The sequence below is a fragment of the Salinimonas chungwhensis DSM 16280 genome (assembly GCF_000378185.1).
In the GTDB taxonomy this organism is placed as follows: domain Bacteria; phylum Pseudomonadota; class Gammaproteobacteria; order Enterobacterales; family Alteromonadaceae; genus Alteromonas; species Alteromonas chungwhensis.
Genome location: NZ_KB899379.1, coordinates 65,815 through 84,579, shown reverse-complemented (window position 1 = coordinate 84,579; position 18,765 = coordinate 65,815). Strand labels below are relative to the sequence as shown.

The window sequence follows — 18,765 nt, the reverse complement described above, 5'->3', positions numbered from 1 at the left end:
TGTCGCGATGTCATTGTATCTTTTTTTCATGTTACTTTTGCGACGACGTCCCCATTTTGCGCTTTAATTCAGCCAATTCCCACTTTTGTTGCCTCCCCCCCCTCGACTCAGAATATCTCTAGCTGTATACTACCGCGTCTTTTTTTAACCAAACGTGTTTTACCAGCGGTTTAATCAGCGGTTTAACAATCGTTAGTAGAGAACCTCTGACCCGGCGTAATTTTGCCTGCATGGCAGTCAAGGGAAGGGGGCACGAAAACAAAGCGTCAGAGAGACGTACAGTTGAGGTAACATAATGCAAGTTTCAGTCGAGACGACCCAGGGTTTAGAACGCCGTCTTACTATTACCGTACCAGCAGACTCTGTTGATTCTGCGGTAAAGTCACGCCTACAGCAGTTAGCAAAAACTCAGCGTATTAACGGCTTCCGTCCGGGCAAGGTGCCGGTGAGCGTTATTCAGAAGCGCTTTGGTCAGGCTGTTCGTCAGGAAGTGGCTGGCGACGTTATGCAACAGAATTTCTATCAGGCCGTGATGCAGGAAAATATAACCCCTGCAGGTATGCCTAAATTTGAGCTGACTAAAGATGAAAATGGTCAGGATCTAGAATTTGTTGCATCATTTGAAGTCTATCCAGACGTTGAAGTAAAAGGCGTCGATGAGATCGAAATTGAGAAGCCAGTGGTTGAAATCACTGACGAAGACCTCGATAAAATGATGGAGACGTTGCAAAAACAACATGCCACCTGGAAAGAAGTAAAGCGTAAAGCACGTAAAGATGATCGCGTTGTTATTGACTTTGTCGGTAAGATTGATGGCGAAGAATTTGATGGTGGCAAAGCGGAAGACTTCACGCTAGAGCTTGGTCAGGGCCGCATGATTCCAGGGTTTGAAAAACCGCTGGTTGGCGCAAAAGCTGGTGATGATGTAACGGTAGAAGTTACCTTCCCGGAAGATTACCACGCAGAAGCGCTCAAAGGTAAGGATGCAGTATTTGACGTCCAGGTTAAGAAAGTGGAAGGTCAGGAATTACCAGAAGTAAACGATGAATTTGCTAAGCTGTTTGGTGTCGAAGAAGGCGGTGTAGAAGGTCTGAAAGACGAAGTTCGCAAAAATATGCAGCGCGAGCTAGACCAAACGCTAAAAGCTAATGTAAAAGAAGATGTCATTGCAAAGCTTCTTGAGAAAAATGAGATCGATGTGCCGCAGGCGATGGTTGATCAGGAAATTGAAGCGCTGCGTGAGCAAGCGAAACAGCGTTTCAGCCAGCAGGGCGGTGGTCAGAATATGCCTGACCTGCCAGCAGAACTGTTTACTGATAATGCCAAGCGTCGCGTATCCATCGGTTTAATTCTGGGCGAAATTATCAAGTCCAATGAATTAAAGGCAGATGAAGAAAAAGTAAATACTCTGATTGAAACTTCGGCGTCGGCCTATGAAGATCCGCAAGAAGTTATCGAGTATTACAAAAATAACGACGAACTGATGCAACAAATGAAAAATGTTGCATTGGAAGAGCAGGCAATTGAATGGGTATTGGATAAAGCCAAAACTCAGGAAGTTACCAAAGCTTTTGATGAGGTTATGAACAAACAGGCGTAATTTTAAACGCACTGTTTGACTTAGCCTGTCAGCAACTGCTTAAATGCTCGGAGCCTTCCGAGCATTTTTGTTTTTAACGCTAACAAATCAAGGTAGATATGATTAACCCATTAGAACCGCAAAGTGCACTGGTACCTATGGTTGTCGAGCAGACATCCAAGGGTGAACGTTCGTACGATATTTATTCTCGTCTGTTAAAAGAAAACGTTATCTTCCTGGTGGGTCAGGTTGAAGACCACATGGCGAACCTGATTGTAGCTCAGATGCTGTTTCTGGAAGCAGAAAATCCGGAAAAAGACATCTACCTGTATATTAATTCGCCAGGCGGTTCGGTAACTGCCGGGATGGCGATATACGATACTATGAACTTTATCAAACCTGACGTAAGCACCGTATGTGTCGGACAGGCAGCCAGTATGGGCGCCTTCCTTTTATCCGGCGGTGCTAAGGGTAAGCGTTATTGCCTGCCGAACTCCCGCGTCATGATTCACCAGCCCCTTGGCGGTTTCCAGGGACAAGCTTCTGATTTTGAAATTCATGCTAAAGAAATTCTGTCGATTAAAGAGAAGCTGAACCGACTACTGTCCCAGCACACCGGGCAGGATTACGAAAAGGTCGCGCATGATACTGATCGTGATAACTTCTTAAGTGCAACCGAAGCCAAAGAGTACGGCCTGATCGACCAGGTTTTAACAAATCGATCTGACGCCGCTACTACAAAGTAGTATATTATTAAGTAGCCCGGACTCCCGTGATCCTGGTTTTTGAGTCCGGCTAAGGCAGAGGCATAACGTAATGAGCGACAAACAGAACTCAGACGGCGACAACAAATTACTTTACTGTTCGTTTTGCGGCAAAAGCCAGCACGAAGTACGAAAGTTAATTGCCGGGCCGTCCGTTTTTATCTGTGACGAATGTGTTGAATTATGTAACGACATTATTCGCGAAGAAATAAAGGAAATTGCACCGAAGCAAAAGCAGGATGCGTTACCTCGCCCCCATGAGATTCACTCTCACCTGGATGACTACGTCATTGGCCAGGGACATGCTAAACGGGTGCTTTCGGTGGCGGTTTATAACCATTATAAACGCCTTCGGCATGGTGATGTCCATGAAGGGGTCGAACTTGGCAAAAGTAACATTCTTCTGATTGGGCCTACCGGCAGCGGTAAAACTTTGCTGGCAGAAACGCTTGCACGTTTACTGGATGTGCCGTTCACCATGGCAGATGCGACAACCCTGACCGAAGCAGGTTATGTGGGTGAAGATGTAGAAAACATCATTCAGAAGCTGCTGCAAAAGTGTGATTACGATGTAGAAAAAGCCCAGCGCGGTATTGTCTATATCGATGAAATCGACAAGATTTCCAGAAAGTCAGAAAATCCATCTATTACACGGGATGTTTCTGGTGAAGGTGTACAACAGGCATTGTTAAAACTGATTGAAGGAACGGTGGCTTCTGTACCTCCGCAAGGAGGTCGTAAACACCCTCAACAGGAGTTTTTGCAGGTTGATACTTCCAAGATTCTGTTTATCTGTGGTGGCGCGTTTGCTGGGCTGGATAAGGTCATTGAGCAACGTGCAGCGACCGGTAGTGGTATTGGTTTCGGGGCCAAGGTTAAATCAAAAGAAAATCAGATGGCTGTTAGCGATCTGTTTAAGAAGGTAGAACCTGAAGATCTGGTCAAATATGGTCTTATTCCGGAGTTTATCGGACGTCTTCCTGTAGTCACCAGCTTAGAAGAGCTGAACGAGGATGCGCTGATTGAGATTCTGCGTGAACCAAAAAATGCGATTACAAAACAGTATGCCGCATTGTTTGCTTTGGAAGATGTGGAACTGGAATTCCGCGATGATGCGCTAATGGCGATTGCCAAAAAGGCTATGCAGCGTAAGACCGGTGCACGTGGTTTGCGGTCTATTGTTGAAGGCGTGTTGTTGGATACGATGTATGACTTACCGTCTACCGAAGGCGTTAAAAAGGTAGTGATTGATGAAACCGTAATTCGCGGGGAGTCAAAACCAATCCTTATTTACGAAAACTCAGATAACAAGAAAGCAGCGTCTGAGTAAGTAATAAACAACTATAAAAAAACCCGGTTAAAAGCCGGGTTTTTTTGTATTTGACAGACGGTGCGATGATTCATGGAAATGTGACCAGGTTGACCCATCAATATTTTTACATATCAGCATTCTGGTTAAGAGTGATTTATATTTAAACATTTACTCTACATATTTTCCTGATAACCGACAATACTATTGCCATTGTGTTTCAAATAGTTAAAAGTTTATAGGCAGGTTGGGCGCTGGTCTGGAATCGCTCGTTTTATACACATATTTAATGAAAAGCATATTTATTACATGATTGTTACGGATAACGTTTGAACTTTGCAGTACCAGCCCCATATAAATCGACATTAGTAACTAATAGAGTATTCGTATGACAGATGAGCGTGAAAATCGCATTGAGATCCCCGTACTAGCGTTACGGGACGTCGTGGTCTACCCACATATGGTCATACCGTTATTTGTCGGCCGTGAAAAATCCATTCGCTGTCTAGAAGCGGCTATGGAAAATGACAAGCAAATTTTCCTGGTAGCACAAAAAGACGCCAGTGTGGATGAACCGGAAGCGGATGACATTTACAGTGTTGGCACCATCGCCACTATTTTGCAGCTTTTGAAATTACCCGATGGAACCGTCAAGGTGCTTGTCGAAGGTAATGTTCGGGGTGAAATTAACAACTATACGCAGTCTGAACCTTTCTATACAGCCAGCGTTGATAAGATCGCCGATGAGGCAATAGCCGAAAACGAACAGGAAGTGCTCATTCGCTCAGCAGTCTCCCAGTTTGAAGGCTACGTAAAGCTAAACAAAAAAATTCCACCAGAGGTTCTGACCTCATTAAATGGTATTGATGATGCTGCGCGTCTGGCAGACACGATGGCCGCGCACATGCCATTAAAGCTCACTGAAAAGCAAAAAGTGCTGGAAATGAAAGGTGTGAACGAGCGCCTGGAATATCTGATGGCGCTGATGGAAGGTGAGATCGATCTGTTACAGGTAGAAAAGAAAATTCGTACCCGCGTTAAAAAACAGATGGAGAAAAGTCAGCGCGAGTATTATCTGAACGAGCAGATGAAAGCGATTCAAAAAGAGCTGGGCGAGATGGATGATGCGCCCGATGAATTTGAAGCGCTGAGTAATAAAATAACAGAATCCAAAATGCCTAAAGAGGCTGAGGAAAAAGCACGCGCAGAGTTACAGAAGCTGAAGATGATGTCTCCCATGTCGGCTGAGGCAACAGTTGTACGAAGTTACATAGAATGGCTGACCAGTGTGCCGTGGCAAAAACGCAGCCCGGTAAAGCGTGATTTAGAACGTGCAGAAAATGTCCTGAACGAAGACCATTATGGCCTTGAAAAAGTCAAAGAGCGTATCATTGAGTATCTTGCCGTTCAGCAGCGGGTGAAAAAACTGAAAGGGCCTATCCTTTGTCTTGTAGGACCACCAGGGGTAGGAAAAACATCACTGGGTCAGTCAGTGGCCAAAGCCACCGGCCGTAAGTATGTACGGATGGCTCTAGGGGGCGTGCGGGATGAGGCTGAGATTCGCGGTCACCGCAGAACCTATATAGGCTCTATGCCGGGCAAGCTGATTCAGAATATGACCAAGGTGGGGGTAAAAAACCCACTGTTCTTGCTCGATGAAATCGATAAGATGTCGGCTGATATGCGCGGTGATCCATCTTCCGCGTTGCTTGAGGTGCTTGACCCAGAGCAGAATAATAGTTTTTCTGATCATTATCTTGAGCTTGATTATGACCTCTCAGATGTCATGTTTGTTGCGACATCCAACAGTATGAACATTCCCGGTCCGCTATTGGACAGAATGGAGGTTATTCGTCTTTCTGGCTATACCGAAGATGAAAAGCTTAATATAGCTACCGGTCATCTTATTGCAAAACAAATGGAACGTAACGGCCTTAAAAAGGATGAACTGGAGATAACTGAATCGGCCATTATCGGCATTATTCGCTATTATACGCGGGAAGCTGGTGTGCGAAATCTGGAGCGCGAAATCTCTAAGGTCTGTCGTAAAGCCGTTAAAGATATTCTGTTGTCTAAGACCACCGATAAGGTTGTCGTTACACAGGATAATCTAAAAGACTATCTTGGCGTACAGCGCCACGACTACGGTAAAGCAGATAAAGAAAATCAGGTCGGCCAGGTCACTGGTTTAGCATGGACACAGGTTGGCGGCGACTTGCTGACTATTGAAACCAGTACCGTGCCTGGTAAGGGCAAGATGACTTCGACAGGCTCGTTGGGCGACGTGATGCAAGAGTCGGTGAAAGCGGCAATGACCGTAGTAAGAAGCCGCGCGCAGAAGCTGCGTATCAATGAGGACTTTTACGAAAAGCGCGATATTCATGTGCACGTACCTGAAGGTGCAACACCCAAAGATGGACCCAGTGCCGGTATTGCGATGTGTACCGCCCTGGTCTCTTCGCTGACCGGTAACCCTGTTAAATGCGATGTTGCAATGACCGGCGAAATTACATTGCGTGGAGAAGTGCTGGCAATTGGCGGCTTAAAAGAAAAACTGCTGGCTGCACACAGAGGTGGAATCAAGACGGTCGTTATCCCCAAAGAAAACGAAAGGGATTTAGAAGAGATTCCTGACAATGTAAAAGAAGCATTGTCCATTCATCCGGTGAAGTGGATTGATGAAGTCCTGGATATCGCACTCCAGGAGCCTGTGGAATCATTTGAGGTGGTGACGCAAAAATAGCGGTTGCAATGGCTGAAACGCTTGCGGGGCAAGGGAATCAGCCATATTTGTGTCATATTGGATTAAAAAGTGGTCAATATCGGCGAAATCCCTGACTTTTTTTTAAAATAGGGCTTTCAACCTTCATAAGTTGTGTTACCTTTACTTGGTACTCGCTTGAAGCCTTGTCTCTAAAGGGATGTAGCGACTCACTAAAAATTAACTATCTGTAATACAGCGCTTGATATAAATTATCAGGCTTGTTAAAACGTTCGATAATTAATTGGCTAATTGTTTCGGACAAACAGTATAATAACAAACGAAGGGGATCATAATTGTGAACAAGTCTCAACTCATCGACCAAATCGCTGCTGGTGCGGACATCTCTAAGGCGGCTGCTGGTCGCGCTCTTGACGCATTCACTGATGCAGTAACTGCAGCGCTTAAAGACGGTGACCAAGTTGCACTAGTCGGTTTCGGCACATTTGCTGTTCGTGAACGTTCAGCGCGTAGTGGCCGTAACCCTCAAACTGGTGAGACTATTCAGATCGCAGCAGCTAAAGTACCTTCTTTTAAAGCTGGTAAAGCTCTGAAAGATGCATGTAACTAAGCATTAATTATCTTAAAAAGGCGATGGTTTTTACCATCGCCTTTTTTATTTGCGTAAGTAAATCATTCGCTAAATCTGTAAAAGTGTAGATGGAACCAGACGCAATTTACGTCTTTTTTCCCGTAATACTGCAGGGAAAACCATCGCGTTTTCTCCTGTATTCGCGCTATAATCCAGCCATATTTGTTGGCGGTAAGATAAACCGGCGTATTTATGCGCCCATGCTGACATAAGTTGTAAGCAACGGAGTTGAAATCGAATCATGCTAGAAAGAATCAGAGAAGGTTCTCAAAGCCCCTGGGCTATGGTCGTCATTGGCCTGGTGGTACTAAGTTTCGTCTTTGCGGGGGTAGGGAGTTACCTGAGCTCTTCAGGTAGCACCACGGTGGCTACTGTAAATGGCGAAGAAATTAGTCAGAGCGAGCTTGAGCGCGCCTACCAGAATCAGCGAGCGCAGATGGAAAACCAATATGGTGACGATATTGCGGCTATGTTTGCTGATGAAAATTACCTTCAACAATTTCGCCAGAATGTGTTGCAAAGTCTTATTAATAATAAGCTGGTAGAACAACAGGCCAGCGAAATGGGCTTACGTGTAGGCGATGAGCAAATTCGCCAGACTATTCGGGATATGCAAGGGTTCCAGTCAGCCGGACAATTTGATAATGAACGTTATTTGGCTGTGCTGCGTCAAAACGGCTTCACGCCGGCGCAGTTTCGTGACTACCTGCGTGTTGAGCTGACTCGTGAACAATTGTCCCGGGCGTTACAGGCTTCATCGTTTGCCCTGGACGGTGAAACGCAACGCGCCTGGCAGTTACAGTCACAAACCCGTGATGGCCGCTACTTTATTGTCGACGCACAAAAATTTTCTGAGCGCGTAGAGATTTCAGAACAAGATATTCAGAACTACTACGATGCAAACATCACTGCATTTGATACTCAGGAAAAGGTAAATATTGCTTACGTTACGTTGTCAGTTGATGATCTTATGAATGAAGTGGATGTCAGCGAGGATGAGGTCCGGGATTATTATGAGAACAACCAGGATCAGTATCGGACTGAAGAAGAGCGTCGCGTTGCGCATATCCTTATAGAGTTTGGTGACGATAAAGCAGCGGCACAAAAGCAGGCCCAGGAGTTACGTCAATCCATTTCTGATGGTGCTGACTTTGCTACAGTGGCTGAGGAAAGCTCCGACGATACATTTTCAGCAGAAAACGGTGGCGACCTTGATTATATTACCCGCGATATGATGGACCCTGCATTCGAAGAAGCGGCATTCAACCTGCAGTCAGGCGAGGTTTCTCAGGTAGTAGAAACTGATTTTGGGTACCACATCATTAAAGTATCGGATATCAAACCCGAGTCAGTAACTCAGTTTGCCGATGTTAAAGAAGATGTGCGCGAGACATTGCTGAACGATAAAGCAATGGAGCGTTTTTACGAGATTCGAACCCGCATGGATGAAGTCGCCTTCGAAATGCCAGAAACGTTGCAGGATGTGGCAGGAGTGGCCAATCAGCCTATCGAAGAAACCGGCTTTTTCACCCGTAGCCAGGCACCTGAAGCGATGAGCAATCCGGCCGTACTTAATGCTGCGTTTTCAGCTGAGCAGGTTGAAGACAGAATGAACAGCGAAGTTATAGAGCTCACAGAACAAACCGTAATGGTACTTCGGGTCAAAGAATATCAACCACAGCGAACTCAGGAATTGAGTGAGGTCAAACCGGCTATTGAGCAACAGCTTATGGCAGAGCGTTTACAGGCAGCAGCGATGAAGTGGGCTGACGAACTGGTTGACAAAATGCAGGCCGGCGAAGATGTAGAGGGCATGATGGGCGACTATGATGTGCAATGGCAGGATGCCGAAGCAGTCGGTCGTGGTCAGAGTCAGCTTCCGCGCAATCTGGTGCAAACACTTTTCTCTTTGTCTGAAAGAGAAGGCGAGCAAGTGGGCACTGCAGAGCTTGCCTCCGGAAATGTAGGTGTTATTCAGCTACAGGATATTCAGCAGGCAGACGCCCCGGAAGAGGAGTTGGCTGCAACCCTTCGTCAGCGACTGGGCGCGGCATATGGCCAGAGCACCTACCAGAGCTTTATTAACGCTCTGCGCGAAGATGCCGACATCGAAATACTTATTCAGTAAGTGAAAAATAAAAAAAAGGTGTGCTGAAAGCACACCTTTTTTTTATCCATAATTTTGAGGATTTTCAGGTTACAAACAGCATTAGTGAGTAAAATGCCGCTATTACTGTAGATATAACAAAAATGTACAGAAAGCCCTGTTTGCCTTGCTCAAAGGTAAACCCATTCAAACGCAGGTATACAATCCAGAGCAGACTAAGAATTAGCGGTACGAATATAATAATCTTAAGCACAATAGCTGTATGTTCTGTTTAACATTCTAAGATAATGCGAAATTTTTCCCAGTACGTCCAGTGAAGTATGTCTGCTGAGATGTTTAATGTGTGTAAGTTTAGCGACACCTGGCGTCAACGGGCTGGGAATATAGTCCGAATAAAACCAAATAACACCATCATAAAGTTGTATAGATAAAAATTTTAACCATGCAAACATATGCTTAGCCATCTTTTAATTTCGTGGTGTCAATTGGGTACAACAAATGCTTGTATCCCGATGAAGGTTTTCTTAAGGGGCTATAAAATCATGAAGTTATCGGCGTTAATTCTCCCTGCCACTATTAGTCTGTTGTTCTTCGCCGCGCCGTTGCAGGCTGTTGCTGCTGATCGCGGACATTATGCACCACAAAGTATAGACAAGTCCGGGTTACAACAACGCTTACCCGATGGTTGGCGCACTGAACTCTCAAAAGGAAAGGTGTTAAATTATGATGTCTATAAACAGGGGAAAGTGGTTTATCGGGACGCCTCTCAGGGTACGGTAGCGTTGCGACTGGAAAATAAAGTCATACGTCTGGTGGAAAGTACCCGGGAAATTGTCGATATTCTGCATCCTTTTTAGGAATCAGCCGGGCAGAAGATAGTGAGACTGTCGCAACTATAAAACACTGATTAACGCATGGAGAGTAATCACTGTTTGAAGGTCTTTGAAACGATACAGGGCTAAGTGAAATACAGCAACGACTCATCTGGTCAAAAGCAATACCTTTTCAATGAGGTTAATTTGGTCCTGTCTTATTGGTTGACTCAGGCAGTACGTGCTAAATAGTTATCTTCAAGATAACGTTTGCGCTTTTTGGCTGTCAGCTTTGTTAAATCCACAACAATAAGTCCATCAATACAGTCCGCAAAATCTGGGTCGATATTAAAATCCAGAAATCCTGCGCCGCCTATCTCACACACCTCGGTATATTGCTTATAAAGGGTAGGTACATTAACCCCCATATTTGCCAATAAGCTTTTAAGAGTAGTGAATGCCTCTTTATAGGACAGACCAGCAAACTGCTCTATCGCCTTTTGTGGCGTCTGATAGGCAAGCATTGATCTGGCCTTACCAAAACGGGGCGGGAATTGTGTTTTATAAAAGGCAACAAGCAGATCCTGAGCGGGTTTTGGATAAGCATTGCTGATGCTGACTGCACCAAATAAATATCGATATTTTGGGTATCGCTTTAAAAATGCGCCGATCCCAAACCATAAATAGTCCAGGCTTCGTTTACCCCAATATCGTGGCTGAACAAAACTGCGACCCAACTCCAGTCCCTGACTAAATAATGGCTGATTATGTGTTTCGTACTGGAACAGTGTTGCTGAATACAGTCCGGTGGGATGTGCATTTTGGGTTAGTGTTTCGGCATCACCGACGCGGTACGCGCCGGCAATCTCCAGGTCATTTTCATCCCATAAAATCAGGTGGTAGTAGTGTGAGTCGTACGGGTCGATATCTCGCCGGTGATTAGTCCCTTCGCCAACCGCCCGAAATGCAATCTCACGCAGACGTCCTATTTCACGCATAATCGCCGAGGAACCCCGGTGCTGATAGAGATAGATAGCTTTGCCATCTGCAGTGTGGCCGAGATGCTCACATTGCGTGACAATACTACGCGCGAGAATCTGTTTGTTCTCAGGTGCAGCAATCGCAGCCTGGGTGGCCAGCACGCCTTTTCTGCCACTGCCAATTCGATATAGATGCCGCTTGAACAATTTAACTTGTTCCTTAAGTGGCAAGGGCAGGGCCTGATACGTGCTCCTGGGAATAATCTCGCCTATGCGAATGGGGAAATGTTTGCGGCGTTGTTTAAACATCTCCTTGACCAGTAGGGTAGTGGCCAATGGCTTATATACCATGGATACGCCATAAAACAGGGGCGAGTTACGAGCATCAATAAAAACAGGCAGGATCGGAGCGCCCGCATGCTGAGCAATTCTTAAAAAACCATTGTGCCAATAGGTATCTCTGATGCCCTGGGGGCGCAGTCGCGAAACTTCGCCTGCAGGAAAGATCAGCAGCGCCCCTTCGTTTCGCAGATGCTGTTGTATTGCCGCTAAACGTGTTCGCGGCGTACCACCCTGCATATTATTAACAGGCAATAGCATCTCCTGTAAGGGAGAGATTGCCTCTAACATTTGATTAGCCACAACTTTCACATCCGGGCGCACTTCCGCGACGAGTTTAATCAATGCCAGTGCATCCAGCGAACCAACAGGGTGATTGGCAATGATCACTACACGACCTTCACTGGGAATTCTTTCTTTTTCGTTATCTCTGGCAGAATAGCTAACTTTAAAATAAGTCATAACCTGTTCAATAAAGTCAATACCCTGATGATAGGGATAGGTATCGCCAAATTCTTTGAACTCCTTTTCATGCAGCAGATGACGTAAGACGGTGGTGACCGGCCGGGACAACCAGGGATGATTTGCAACCTGGGGATAGTGTTTATGAAGCACTTCATTGACCGTAAACATAATTACCCCCTGCGTAAATCTGGTGCTGTGATGCCATCCATTGGTCGAGTGAGCTGAATGTTACTGTTGGAGTTACCGGGCACCCATCGAACTGGCCGGGGAAGAGGTAAAGTCGACAGGAGGGGGCGTGCAACATGCACATAACTGCGTCCAAGGTGTACTAGATTGGGCCTGATAGTAAAAAGCCCGGGTGACAGCTTGGTGACGCTACCTTGACATTATTGTGACAGCGGAGCAGAAGGGGAAATATAAGCAAAAAAAAAGCGCCCTAAGGCGCCTTTTTACTGCACATCACAAAGATGTCTTACATAGCTTTAATTTTAGCAGCAAGACGGCTCTTATGACGAGCAGCTTTGTTTTTGTGAATCAAACCTTTGGTAGCCATTCTGTCAAGCACAGGAGTCGCAGAGGCCAGTGCTGCTTGAGCACCTTCTTTATCGCCATTAGCGATAGCTGCTACAACTTTTTTGATACTTGTACGAGTCATGGAGCGGCGGCTGGCATTATGCTGACGACGCTTTTCGGCTTGAATTGCACGTTTCTTAGCAGACTTAATGTTAGCCAAGGTGTAACTCCCAAATAAATTCATGTCAAAATCGAGGGTGCGGATTGTGCCTAGCAATCGATTATTTGTCAAACTATTTTAAACAAACATCTGAATGTCTGCCTGAACAGATATGACTGCGACAACTGGCCCTTCCGTATGGCCGCGGATTATACCAGCGCAAGCAATTGAATCCACCTTTTTGACACTATTTATGTAATTTAAATGCTCAACAGGTAACTTGCACACTCTCACTACTAGTCGACGATTTCTTATGCATCCGCATTCGGCTATAGTGAGGCACCTTTTTTATACCCTTTTGTGTGATGTAAGAGGCACCGTGTCAAAAAAATTAATGAAATCCGGGTTGGTCGTGTCAGTGATGACATTAATCTCCCGTGTGCTGGGGCTGGCCAGAGATGTGGTGGTAGCCCGATTGATGGGCGATGGAGCGGCTGCAGACGTTTTTTTCTTTGCTAATAAGATACCCAACTTTTTGCGTCGGTTGTTTGCTGAAGGTGCGTTTGCACAGGCTTTTATTCCGGTTCTCACTGAAGTTCACCATCTGGACGATAAAAAGGCGTTGCGCGAATTTGTCGCCAGGGTGTCCGGGACGCTTGGGGCAATTGTATTTATTGTCTCACTCATTGGCGTGATCGCATCGCCGGTTTTGGCTGCGTTATTTGGCGCAGGGTGGTTTATTGATTATCTCAACGATGAGCCGGCCGGGGACAAATTCACGTTGGCCTCGACAATGCTGAAAATTACTTTCCCGTATCTGGCATTTATATCCCTGACCGGTCTATCTGGCGCTATTCTCAATACACTGAATAAATTCGCTGTGGCAGCTTTTACACCGGTATTGCTCAACGTCTGTATTATCGGGCTGGCTGTTTATCTGGCTCCGGGTATGGAACAACCCGCATTTGCACTAGCCTGGGGAGTGTTTTTAGGCGGCATTGTACAGCTAGGGTTTCAGCTACCTTTTCTCTATCGAGCCGGCTTATTGGTAAAGCCCAAATGGGGGTGGCATGACGACAATGTGGTAAAAGTCAGAAAACTCATGATCCCCGCGCTGTTTGGTGTCTCTGTCGGTCAGCTGAATTTACTTTTTGATACCTTCATCGCCAGTTTCCTGGTCACCGGCTCTATTAGCTGGCTTTATTACTCTGATCGCCTGCTTGAGTTCCCCCTGGGCTTATTCGGTATAGCCATTGCGACTGTAATTTTGCCTACGTTGTCGCGTAATCATGTTACAAAGGATCCGAAGTCCTTTGCTGGCAATATGGATTGGGCGGTGCGCATGGTTTCGGTGCTGGGCTTACCCGCTGCGGTCGGACTGGCATTCATGGCAGAGCCTATTTTAACTGTAATCTTTCAGCGCGGTGCGTTTACCGCTGATACTGCCCGGTTTGCCTCCTATTCGCTAACCGCCTATGCCTTTGGGTTATGGTTTTTTATGCTGGTGAAGGTGTTCGCGCCCGGGTTTTATTCCCGGCAAGACACCAAAACACCGGTAAAATTTGGCATTTGGTGCATGGCTGCCAATATGGTGTTTAATGTAATCTTCGCTATACCCTACGGCTACATCGGCCTTGCCATTGCCACCAGTTTATCCGCCGCGCTCAACGCCGGGCTGTTGTACGGACGCTTACACCAGATTGGCATTTACACATTATCAGGCCAGACATTACTGTTTCTGGGCAGGGTTATTATTGCCTGCAGCGTTATGGCAGCGGTGATTCTTTACTTTGACAAAGGTGATGAGTTTTACACGCTTGATTTACTGCCGCAGATTTACCACGTTGCCCGCACGATTGGGGCCGCCGTACTGGTATTCGCTGTGGTAATGATGGGGTTAGGAACCCGTCCCGGCCATTTCCGGTCAACAGGGAGCTAAAACTCCTCTTAAGAGTCATTGGTATTACGTTGCGGGTCGTTTATAATCGCGTGTTTTGTGTCTGAGTTTTCAACTAAGTAAGGGTACCGGCAAGCTGTGGAATTGATCAGAGGGTTGCATAACCTGCGCGACAGACATCGTGACTGCGTGCTTACCATCGGTAAGTTTGACGGTGTTCATGAAGGACATAAAGCGGTATTGAAAAATGTGCTTGAGAAGGCCAGAGAAATGGCGCTGCCAGCCACGGTGATGGTGTTTGAGCCGCAGCCAGAAGAAGTGTTTGCTCCTGAAAAAGCGCCAGCGCGACTGAGTACGCTGGCGGATAAGTATCGTTTGTTGGAGGCCGAGGGTGTCGACAGGCTACTATGTGTGCAGTTCAATCGAGAATTTGCCAGTCAGAGTGCTGGAACCTTTGTGCAGGACCTGCTGGTCAAAAAACTCGGCGTACGGTTTCTGGTGGTGGGTGACGATTTTCGCTTTGGCAAAGGTCGCCAGGGGGATTTTTCCATGCTAGAGGAAGCCGGGCGAGCAAGCGGCTTCGACGTGGTCAGTACGCAAAGTTTCCGGGTTGATGATCGCCGCATCAGTTCCACGGCCGTACGTCAGGCATTAAGTGACGGCGCATTTGATAAAGCTGAGTCAATGCTCGGCAGGCCTTACTCGATTCGTGGACGTGTGGTACATGGTGAGAAAAATGGGCGGACTATCGGCTTTCCAACTGCCAACGTATTGCTTAAACGCTTTCGCACCCCACTTAAAGGGGTGTTCGCAGTTAAGACAGACTATGCGGGAGTAACCCGTCAGGGGGTCGCTAATGTAGGTTCCAGGCCAACGCTCAATGGGCGTCAGGTACAACTGGAAGTGCATCTGTTTGATGTTGACAGTGACCTCTACGGAAAAACCATAGAAGTGTTTCCCTGCTACAAGATCAGAGATGAGCAAAAGTTCGACTCTTTTGAAGAGTTAAAGCTACAGATACAGCAAGACGCGCAGGTTGCGCGCGACTATTTCGCAATAAATTCGTAGGTTGCCTCTATGGCGCCAATTATTCGGGTACGCAGTATTTGCGTACATTCAGGTGGATGGAAAAAACAAGTTTATGAGTGATTATAAGGCCACATTAAACCTCCCGGAAACGCCGTTTCCGATGCGCGGTAACCTTGCGCAACGCGAACCTAAAATGCTGAAAACCTGGCAGGAAAAAAGCGTTTATAAAAAGATTCGCGAGGCCAGATCAGGCAAAACACCTTTTGTGTTACACGATGGCCCCCCGTATGCCAATGGCAATATCCATATTGGCCATGCGGTAAACAAGATCCTCAAAGACATTATTGTTAAAGCAAAAACTCTGTCTGACTTTGACGCGCCTTATGTGCCAGGCTGGGACTGTCACGGCCTGCCCATCGAATTGATGGTTGAAAAGAAAGTCGGTAAACCGGGTAAGAAAGTCACTGAGGCCGAATTTCGGGAAAAATGCCGCAAGTACGCCGAAAAACAGATTGATGGTCAAAAAGCCGACTTCATCCGTTTGGGGGTTTTTGGTGAGTGGGATAAGCCGTATAAAACCATGGACTATACGTCCGAAGCGGATATTATCCGGGCGCTGAGTAAAATTGTTGATTCTGGCCACCTGGAAAAGGGCTTTAAGCCGGTTCATTGGTGTACAGACTGTGGCTCCGCGCTGGCTGAGGCTGAAGTCGAATATAAAGATAAAGTATCACCGGCCATTGATGTAAAGTTTCCGGTGGCTGACACGGCTGAAATAGCCGCGGCATTTGGCGTTACTGAAGACGATTTAACAGCGCACAACACGGCGGTAGTTATCTGGACAACAACCCCGTGGACGTTGCCAGCCAACCGCGCTATCACATTACATCCTGAATATACTTATTCATTGGTGGAAAATAAGGCCACTGGTGACTGGCTGGTACTGGCCCACGACCTTATCGAAAGCTGCATGCAACGCTATGGCATAGCATCTTTTGAAGAAAAAGCGACCTGTTTGGGTGAAGCGCTGGACAACCTGCGGGTTCACCATCCTTTTATTGAAAATCTGCAAGTGCCGCTGATCAATGGTCTTCATGTTACTACCGATTCGGGAACTGGTTGTGTTCACACCGCACCTGCCCACGGGGTAGACGATTTCAACGTGGGTAAGCAGTACGGTATCGACGTCTACAACCCGGTGGGCAGTAACGGTGTTTACAATGATAATGTTCCGCTTTTTGCCAATCAGTTTGTATTTAAAGCGAACGATGCCATTATCGAGACCGTAGAAGCCCGGGGGAACCTGGTTCTTAATGTAAAATACGAGCACAGCTATCCGCACTGTTGGCGTCACAAAACACCTATCATTTTCCGCGCCACACCGCAGTGGTTTATCAGCATGGATAAGCAAGGACTGCGTGCCCAGTCTATTGAACAAATCAAAAAAACTCAGTGGATTCCTGAATGGGGCGAAAGTCGTATTGAGAAAATGGTTGAAGGGCGTCCGGACTGGTGTATTTCCCGTCAGCGGACCTGGGGGGTGCCTATACCGTTGTACGTTCACAAAATAACCGGCGAAATTCACCCGCAAAGTAGCGCGTTAATGGAAAAGGTTGCTCAGCAAGTCGAGCAGCATGGTATCCAGGCATGGTGGGACATCAGCGATGCTGACATGCTTGGCGATGATGTGGAGCATTATGATAAGGTCACAGATACGCTGGATGTCTGGTTTGATTCGGGCGTAACTCATCATTTCGTCGTTGATCGCCGCGATGACATTCCCGCCAGCGCGGACTTATATCTGGAAGGCTCAGATCAACACCGTGGCTGGTTTATGTCATCATTGATGACGTCCACAGCCATGCATGGCCATGCGCCCTATAAACAAGTGTTAACCCATGGTTTCACAGTGGATGCCCATGGTCGCAAAATGTCGAAATCTGTAGGCAATGTTGTGGCCCCTCAGGAAGTGACCAACAAATTAGGAGCAGATATTCTGCGTTTGTGGGTGGCTTCAACAGATTATCGGGGTGAAATCGCAGTCTCTGATGAAATTTTAAAGCGGGCCGCAGACAGCTATCGTCGCCTGCGCAATACTGCGCGCTTCCTTCTGGCTAATCTCAATGGATTTGATCCTGCCTCTGACTTGGTATCCCCTGAAAATATGGTGGCGCTGGATCGCTGGATTGTAGGTCGGGCACGTCAGCTGCAGGAAGAAATAATCGCTGCTTATGAAAAATATGATTTACTGGTAGTTAGTCAGAAGTTAATGCATTTCTGTTCTATTGAGTTAGGCAGCTTCTACCTGGATATCATTAAAGATCGCCAGTATACAGCCAAAGCAGACAGCAACGCTCGCCGTTCTTGCCAGAGCGCGCTGTATCATATTATTGAAGCACTGGCGCGCTGGATGACACCTATAACGAGCTTTACCGCACAGGAAATCTGGCAGGAAATACCCGGCGAGCGGGAAGAGTTTGTGTTCACTCAAACCTGGTATTCCGGTCTCGACGCATTTACTGATAGTGGTGAATTTGGTAACACATTCTGGCATCAGGTTATGCAGGTTAAGGATGCTGCTAACCAGGCCATGGAACAAGCCCGAAAAGATGGTCGGTTAGGAGGCTCGCTGGAAGCCGAAGTGCATCTGTATGCAGATTCAGATGTCAGACAGATCTTAGAGCAGCTGGAAGATGAGCTACGATTTGTACTGATCACTTCCAAAGTGGTGCTGCATGATGTGAGTGAACGTTCTGACAATGCGACTGACTGCGAGGTCGAAGGGCTGGCTATTGAGGTAGGCAGAACCGACGGCGAAAAATGTGTGCGCTGCTGGCATCATCGCGAAGATGTCGGTGTCAGTGCTACTCACCCTGAGTTATGTCAGCGCTGCGTAACTAATGTGGATGGTGAAGGGGAATCACGTCAGTATGCTTAAGGTTTTTTCCCAAACCGGCTTACGCTTTGTGTGGATCAGCGTGGTAGTATTTGCTTTAGATTTATGGAGCAAATACACCGTGCTGGGAAGCATGCGTCTATTTCAGTCTATCGAAGTTGCACCATTTTTTAATATCACATATGTGCATAATTATGGTGCTGCATTTAGCTTTTTATCTGATGCCGGTGGTTGGCAGAGATGGTTCTTTACCGCAATTGCATTAGTGGTAAGTGGTGTCATTATCGGTTGGCTGTATAAATCTCCCCGCAACGAAAAACGGCTGCCTATTGCATTTTGCTTTATTCTGGGCGGGGCGCTGGGAAATGTGTATGATCGCCTGGTTCATGGTTATGTCATCGATTTTCTGGATTTTTATATCGGTCGATCCCACTGGCCAGCGTTTAACCTAGCAGACAGTGCTATTTTTATCGGCGCTGCACTATTGATTCTGGATATGCTGATGTCAGATAAGCACAAATCCCCTGATAACAACCCTTCACCTTCATCAAAGCAGTAAGGA

13 protein-coding genes are annotated in these 18,765 nt (G+C 46.6%); 11 read left to right on the top strand and 2 right to left on the bottom strand.

Translation table 11 applies throughout. The annotated features are described in order from the left end of the window. Positions 1–295 precede the first annotated feature (295 nt). The 7 genes from tig to F458_RS19295 all read left to right on the top strand — a co-directional run bounded on the left by tig (position 296) and on the right by F458_RS19295 (position 9,969). Complete coding sequence (tig, locus tag F458_RS0108690; protein WP_018983020.1) at positions 296–1,600, top strand: trigger factor; 1,305 nt, start codon at positions 296–298, stop codon at positions 1,598–1,600. A gap of 98 nt (positions 1,601–1,698) precedes the next feature. After that, positions 1,699–2,325: an ATP-dependent Clp endopeptidase proteolytic subunit ClpP gene (gene clpP, locus F458_RS0108685; protein ID WP_018983019.1), complete on the top strand. Its 627-nt coding sequence runs from the start codon at positions 1,699–1,701 to the stop codon at positions 2,323–2,325. 70 nt (positions 2,326–2,395) lie between these two features. After that, complete coding sequence (gene clpX / locus F458_RS0108680) at positions 2,396–3,673, top strand: ATP-dependent protease ATP-binding subunit ClpX (protein WP_018983018.1); 1,278 nt, start codon at positions 2,396–2,398, stop codon at positions 3,671–3,673. A 367-nt stretch (positions 3,674–4,040) separates the two neighbouring features. Then, the gene (gene lon, locus F458_RS0108670; RefSeq protein WP_018983016.1) at positions 4,041–6,395 is read left to right on the top strand and encodes an endopeptidase La; all 2,355 of its coding nucleotides are present in this window, start codon (positions 4,041–4,043) and stop codon (positions 6,393–6,395) included. A 316-nt stretch (positions 6,396–6,711) separates the two neighbouring features. Beyond that, the gene (hupB, locus tag F458_RS0108665) at positions 6,712–6,984 is read left to right on the top strand and encodes a nucleoid-associated protein HU-beta (protein WP_018983015.1); all 273 of its coding nucleotides are present in this window, start codon (positions 6,712–6,714) and stop codon (positions 6,982–6,984) included. A gap of 262 nt (positions 6,985–7,246) precedes the next feature. After that, on the top strand, positions 7,247–9,133 hold the full coding sequence (locus F458_RS0108660) for a SurA N-terminal domain-containing protein (RefSeq protein WP_018983014.1): 1,887 nt from the start codon (positions 7,247–7,249) through the stop codon (positions 9,131–9,133). Positions 9,134–9,654: 521 nt separating this feature from the next. Then, positions 9,655–9,969, top strand: a complete 315-nt coding sequence (locus tag F458_RS19295; protein ID WP_018983013.1) for a hypothetical protein — start codon at positions 9,655–9,657, stop codon at positions 9,967–9,969. 185 nt (positions 9,970–10,154) lie between these two features. On the opposite strand, the gene F458_RS0108650 is transcribed toward F458_RS19295, so the two are convergent. After that, positions 10,155–11,876, bottom strand: a complete 1,722-nt coding sequence (locus tag F458_RS0108650; RefSeq protein ID WP_018983012.1) for a GNAT family N-acyltransferase — start codon at positions 11,874–11,876, stop codon at positions 10,155–10,157. A gap of 304 nt (positions 11,877–12,180) precedes the next feature. Further along, entirely contained in the window at positions 12,181–12,441 is a 261-nt protein-coding gene (rpsT, locus tag F458_RS0108645; protein WP_026294592.1) for a 30S ribosomal protein S20, read from the bottom strand. A 319-nt stretch (positions 12,442–12,760) separates the two neighbouring features. On the opposite strand from rpsT, the gene murJ reads away from it, so the two are divergent. From murJ to lspA, 4 genes are all read left to right on the top strand, one after another. Continuing rightward, the gene (gene murJ, locus F458_RS0108640; RefSeq protein WP_026294591.1) at positions 12,761–14,320 is read left to right on the top strand and encodes a murein biosynthesis integral membrane protein MurJ; all 1,560 of its coding nucleotides are present in this window, start codon (positions 12,761–12,763) and stop codon (positions 14,318–14,320) included. Positions 14,321–14,416: 96 nt separating this feature from the next. After that, a complete protein-coding gene (gene ribF, locus F458_RS0108635; protein ID WP_018983009.1) occupies positions 14,417–15,346 on the top strand; it encodes a bifunctional riboflavin kinase/FAD synthetase in 930 nt (309 codons plus the stop codon). Between the two features lie 73 nt (positions 15,347–15,419). Next, complete coding sequence (ileS, locus tag F458_RS0108630) at positions 15,420–18,245, top strand: isoleucine--tRNA ligase (RefSeq protein ID WP_018983008.1); 2,826 nt, start codon at positions 15,420–15,422, stop codon at positions 18,243–18,245. Then, a complete protein-coding gene (lspA, locus tag F458_RS0108625) occupies positions 18,238–18,762 on the top strand; it encodes a signal peptidase II (protein WP_018983007.1) in 525 nt (174 codons plus the stop codon). The genes ileS and lspA overlap by 8 nt, the downstream gene beginning before the upstream one ends. The last annotated feature ends 3 nt before the right edge of the window (positions 18,763–18,765 follow it).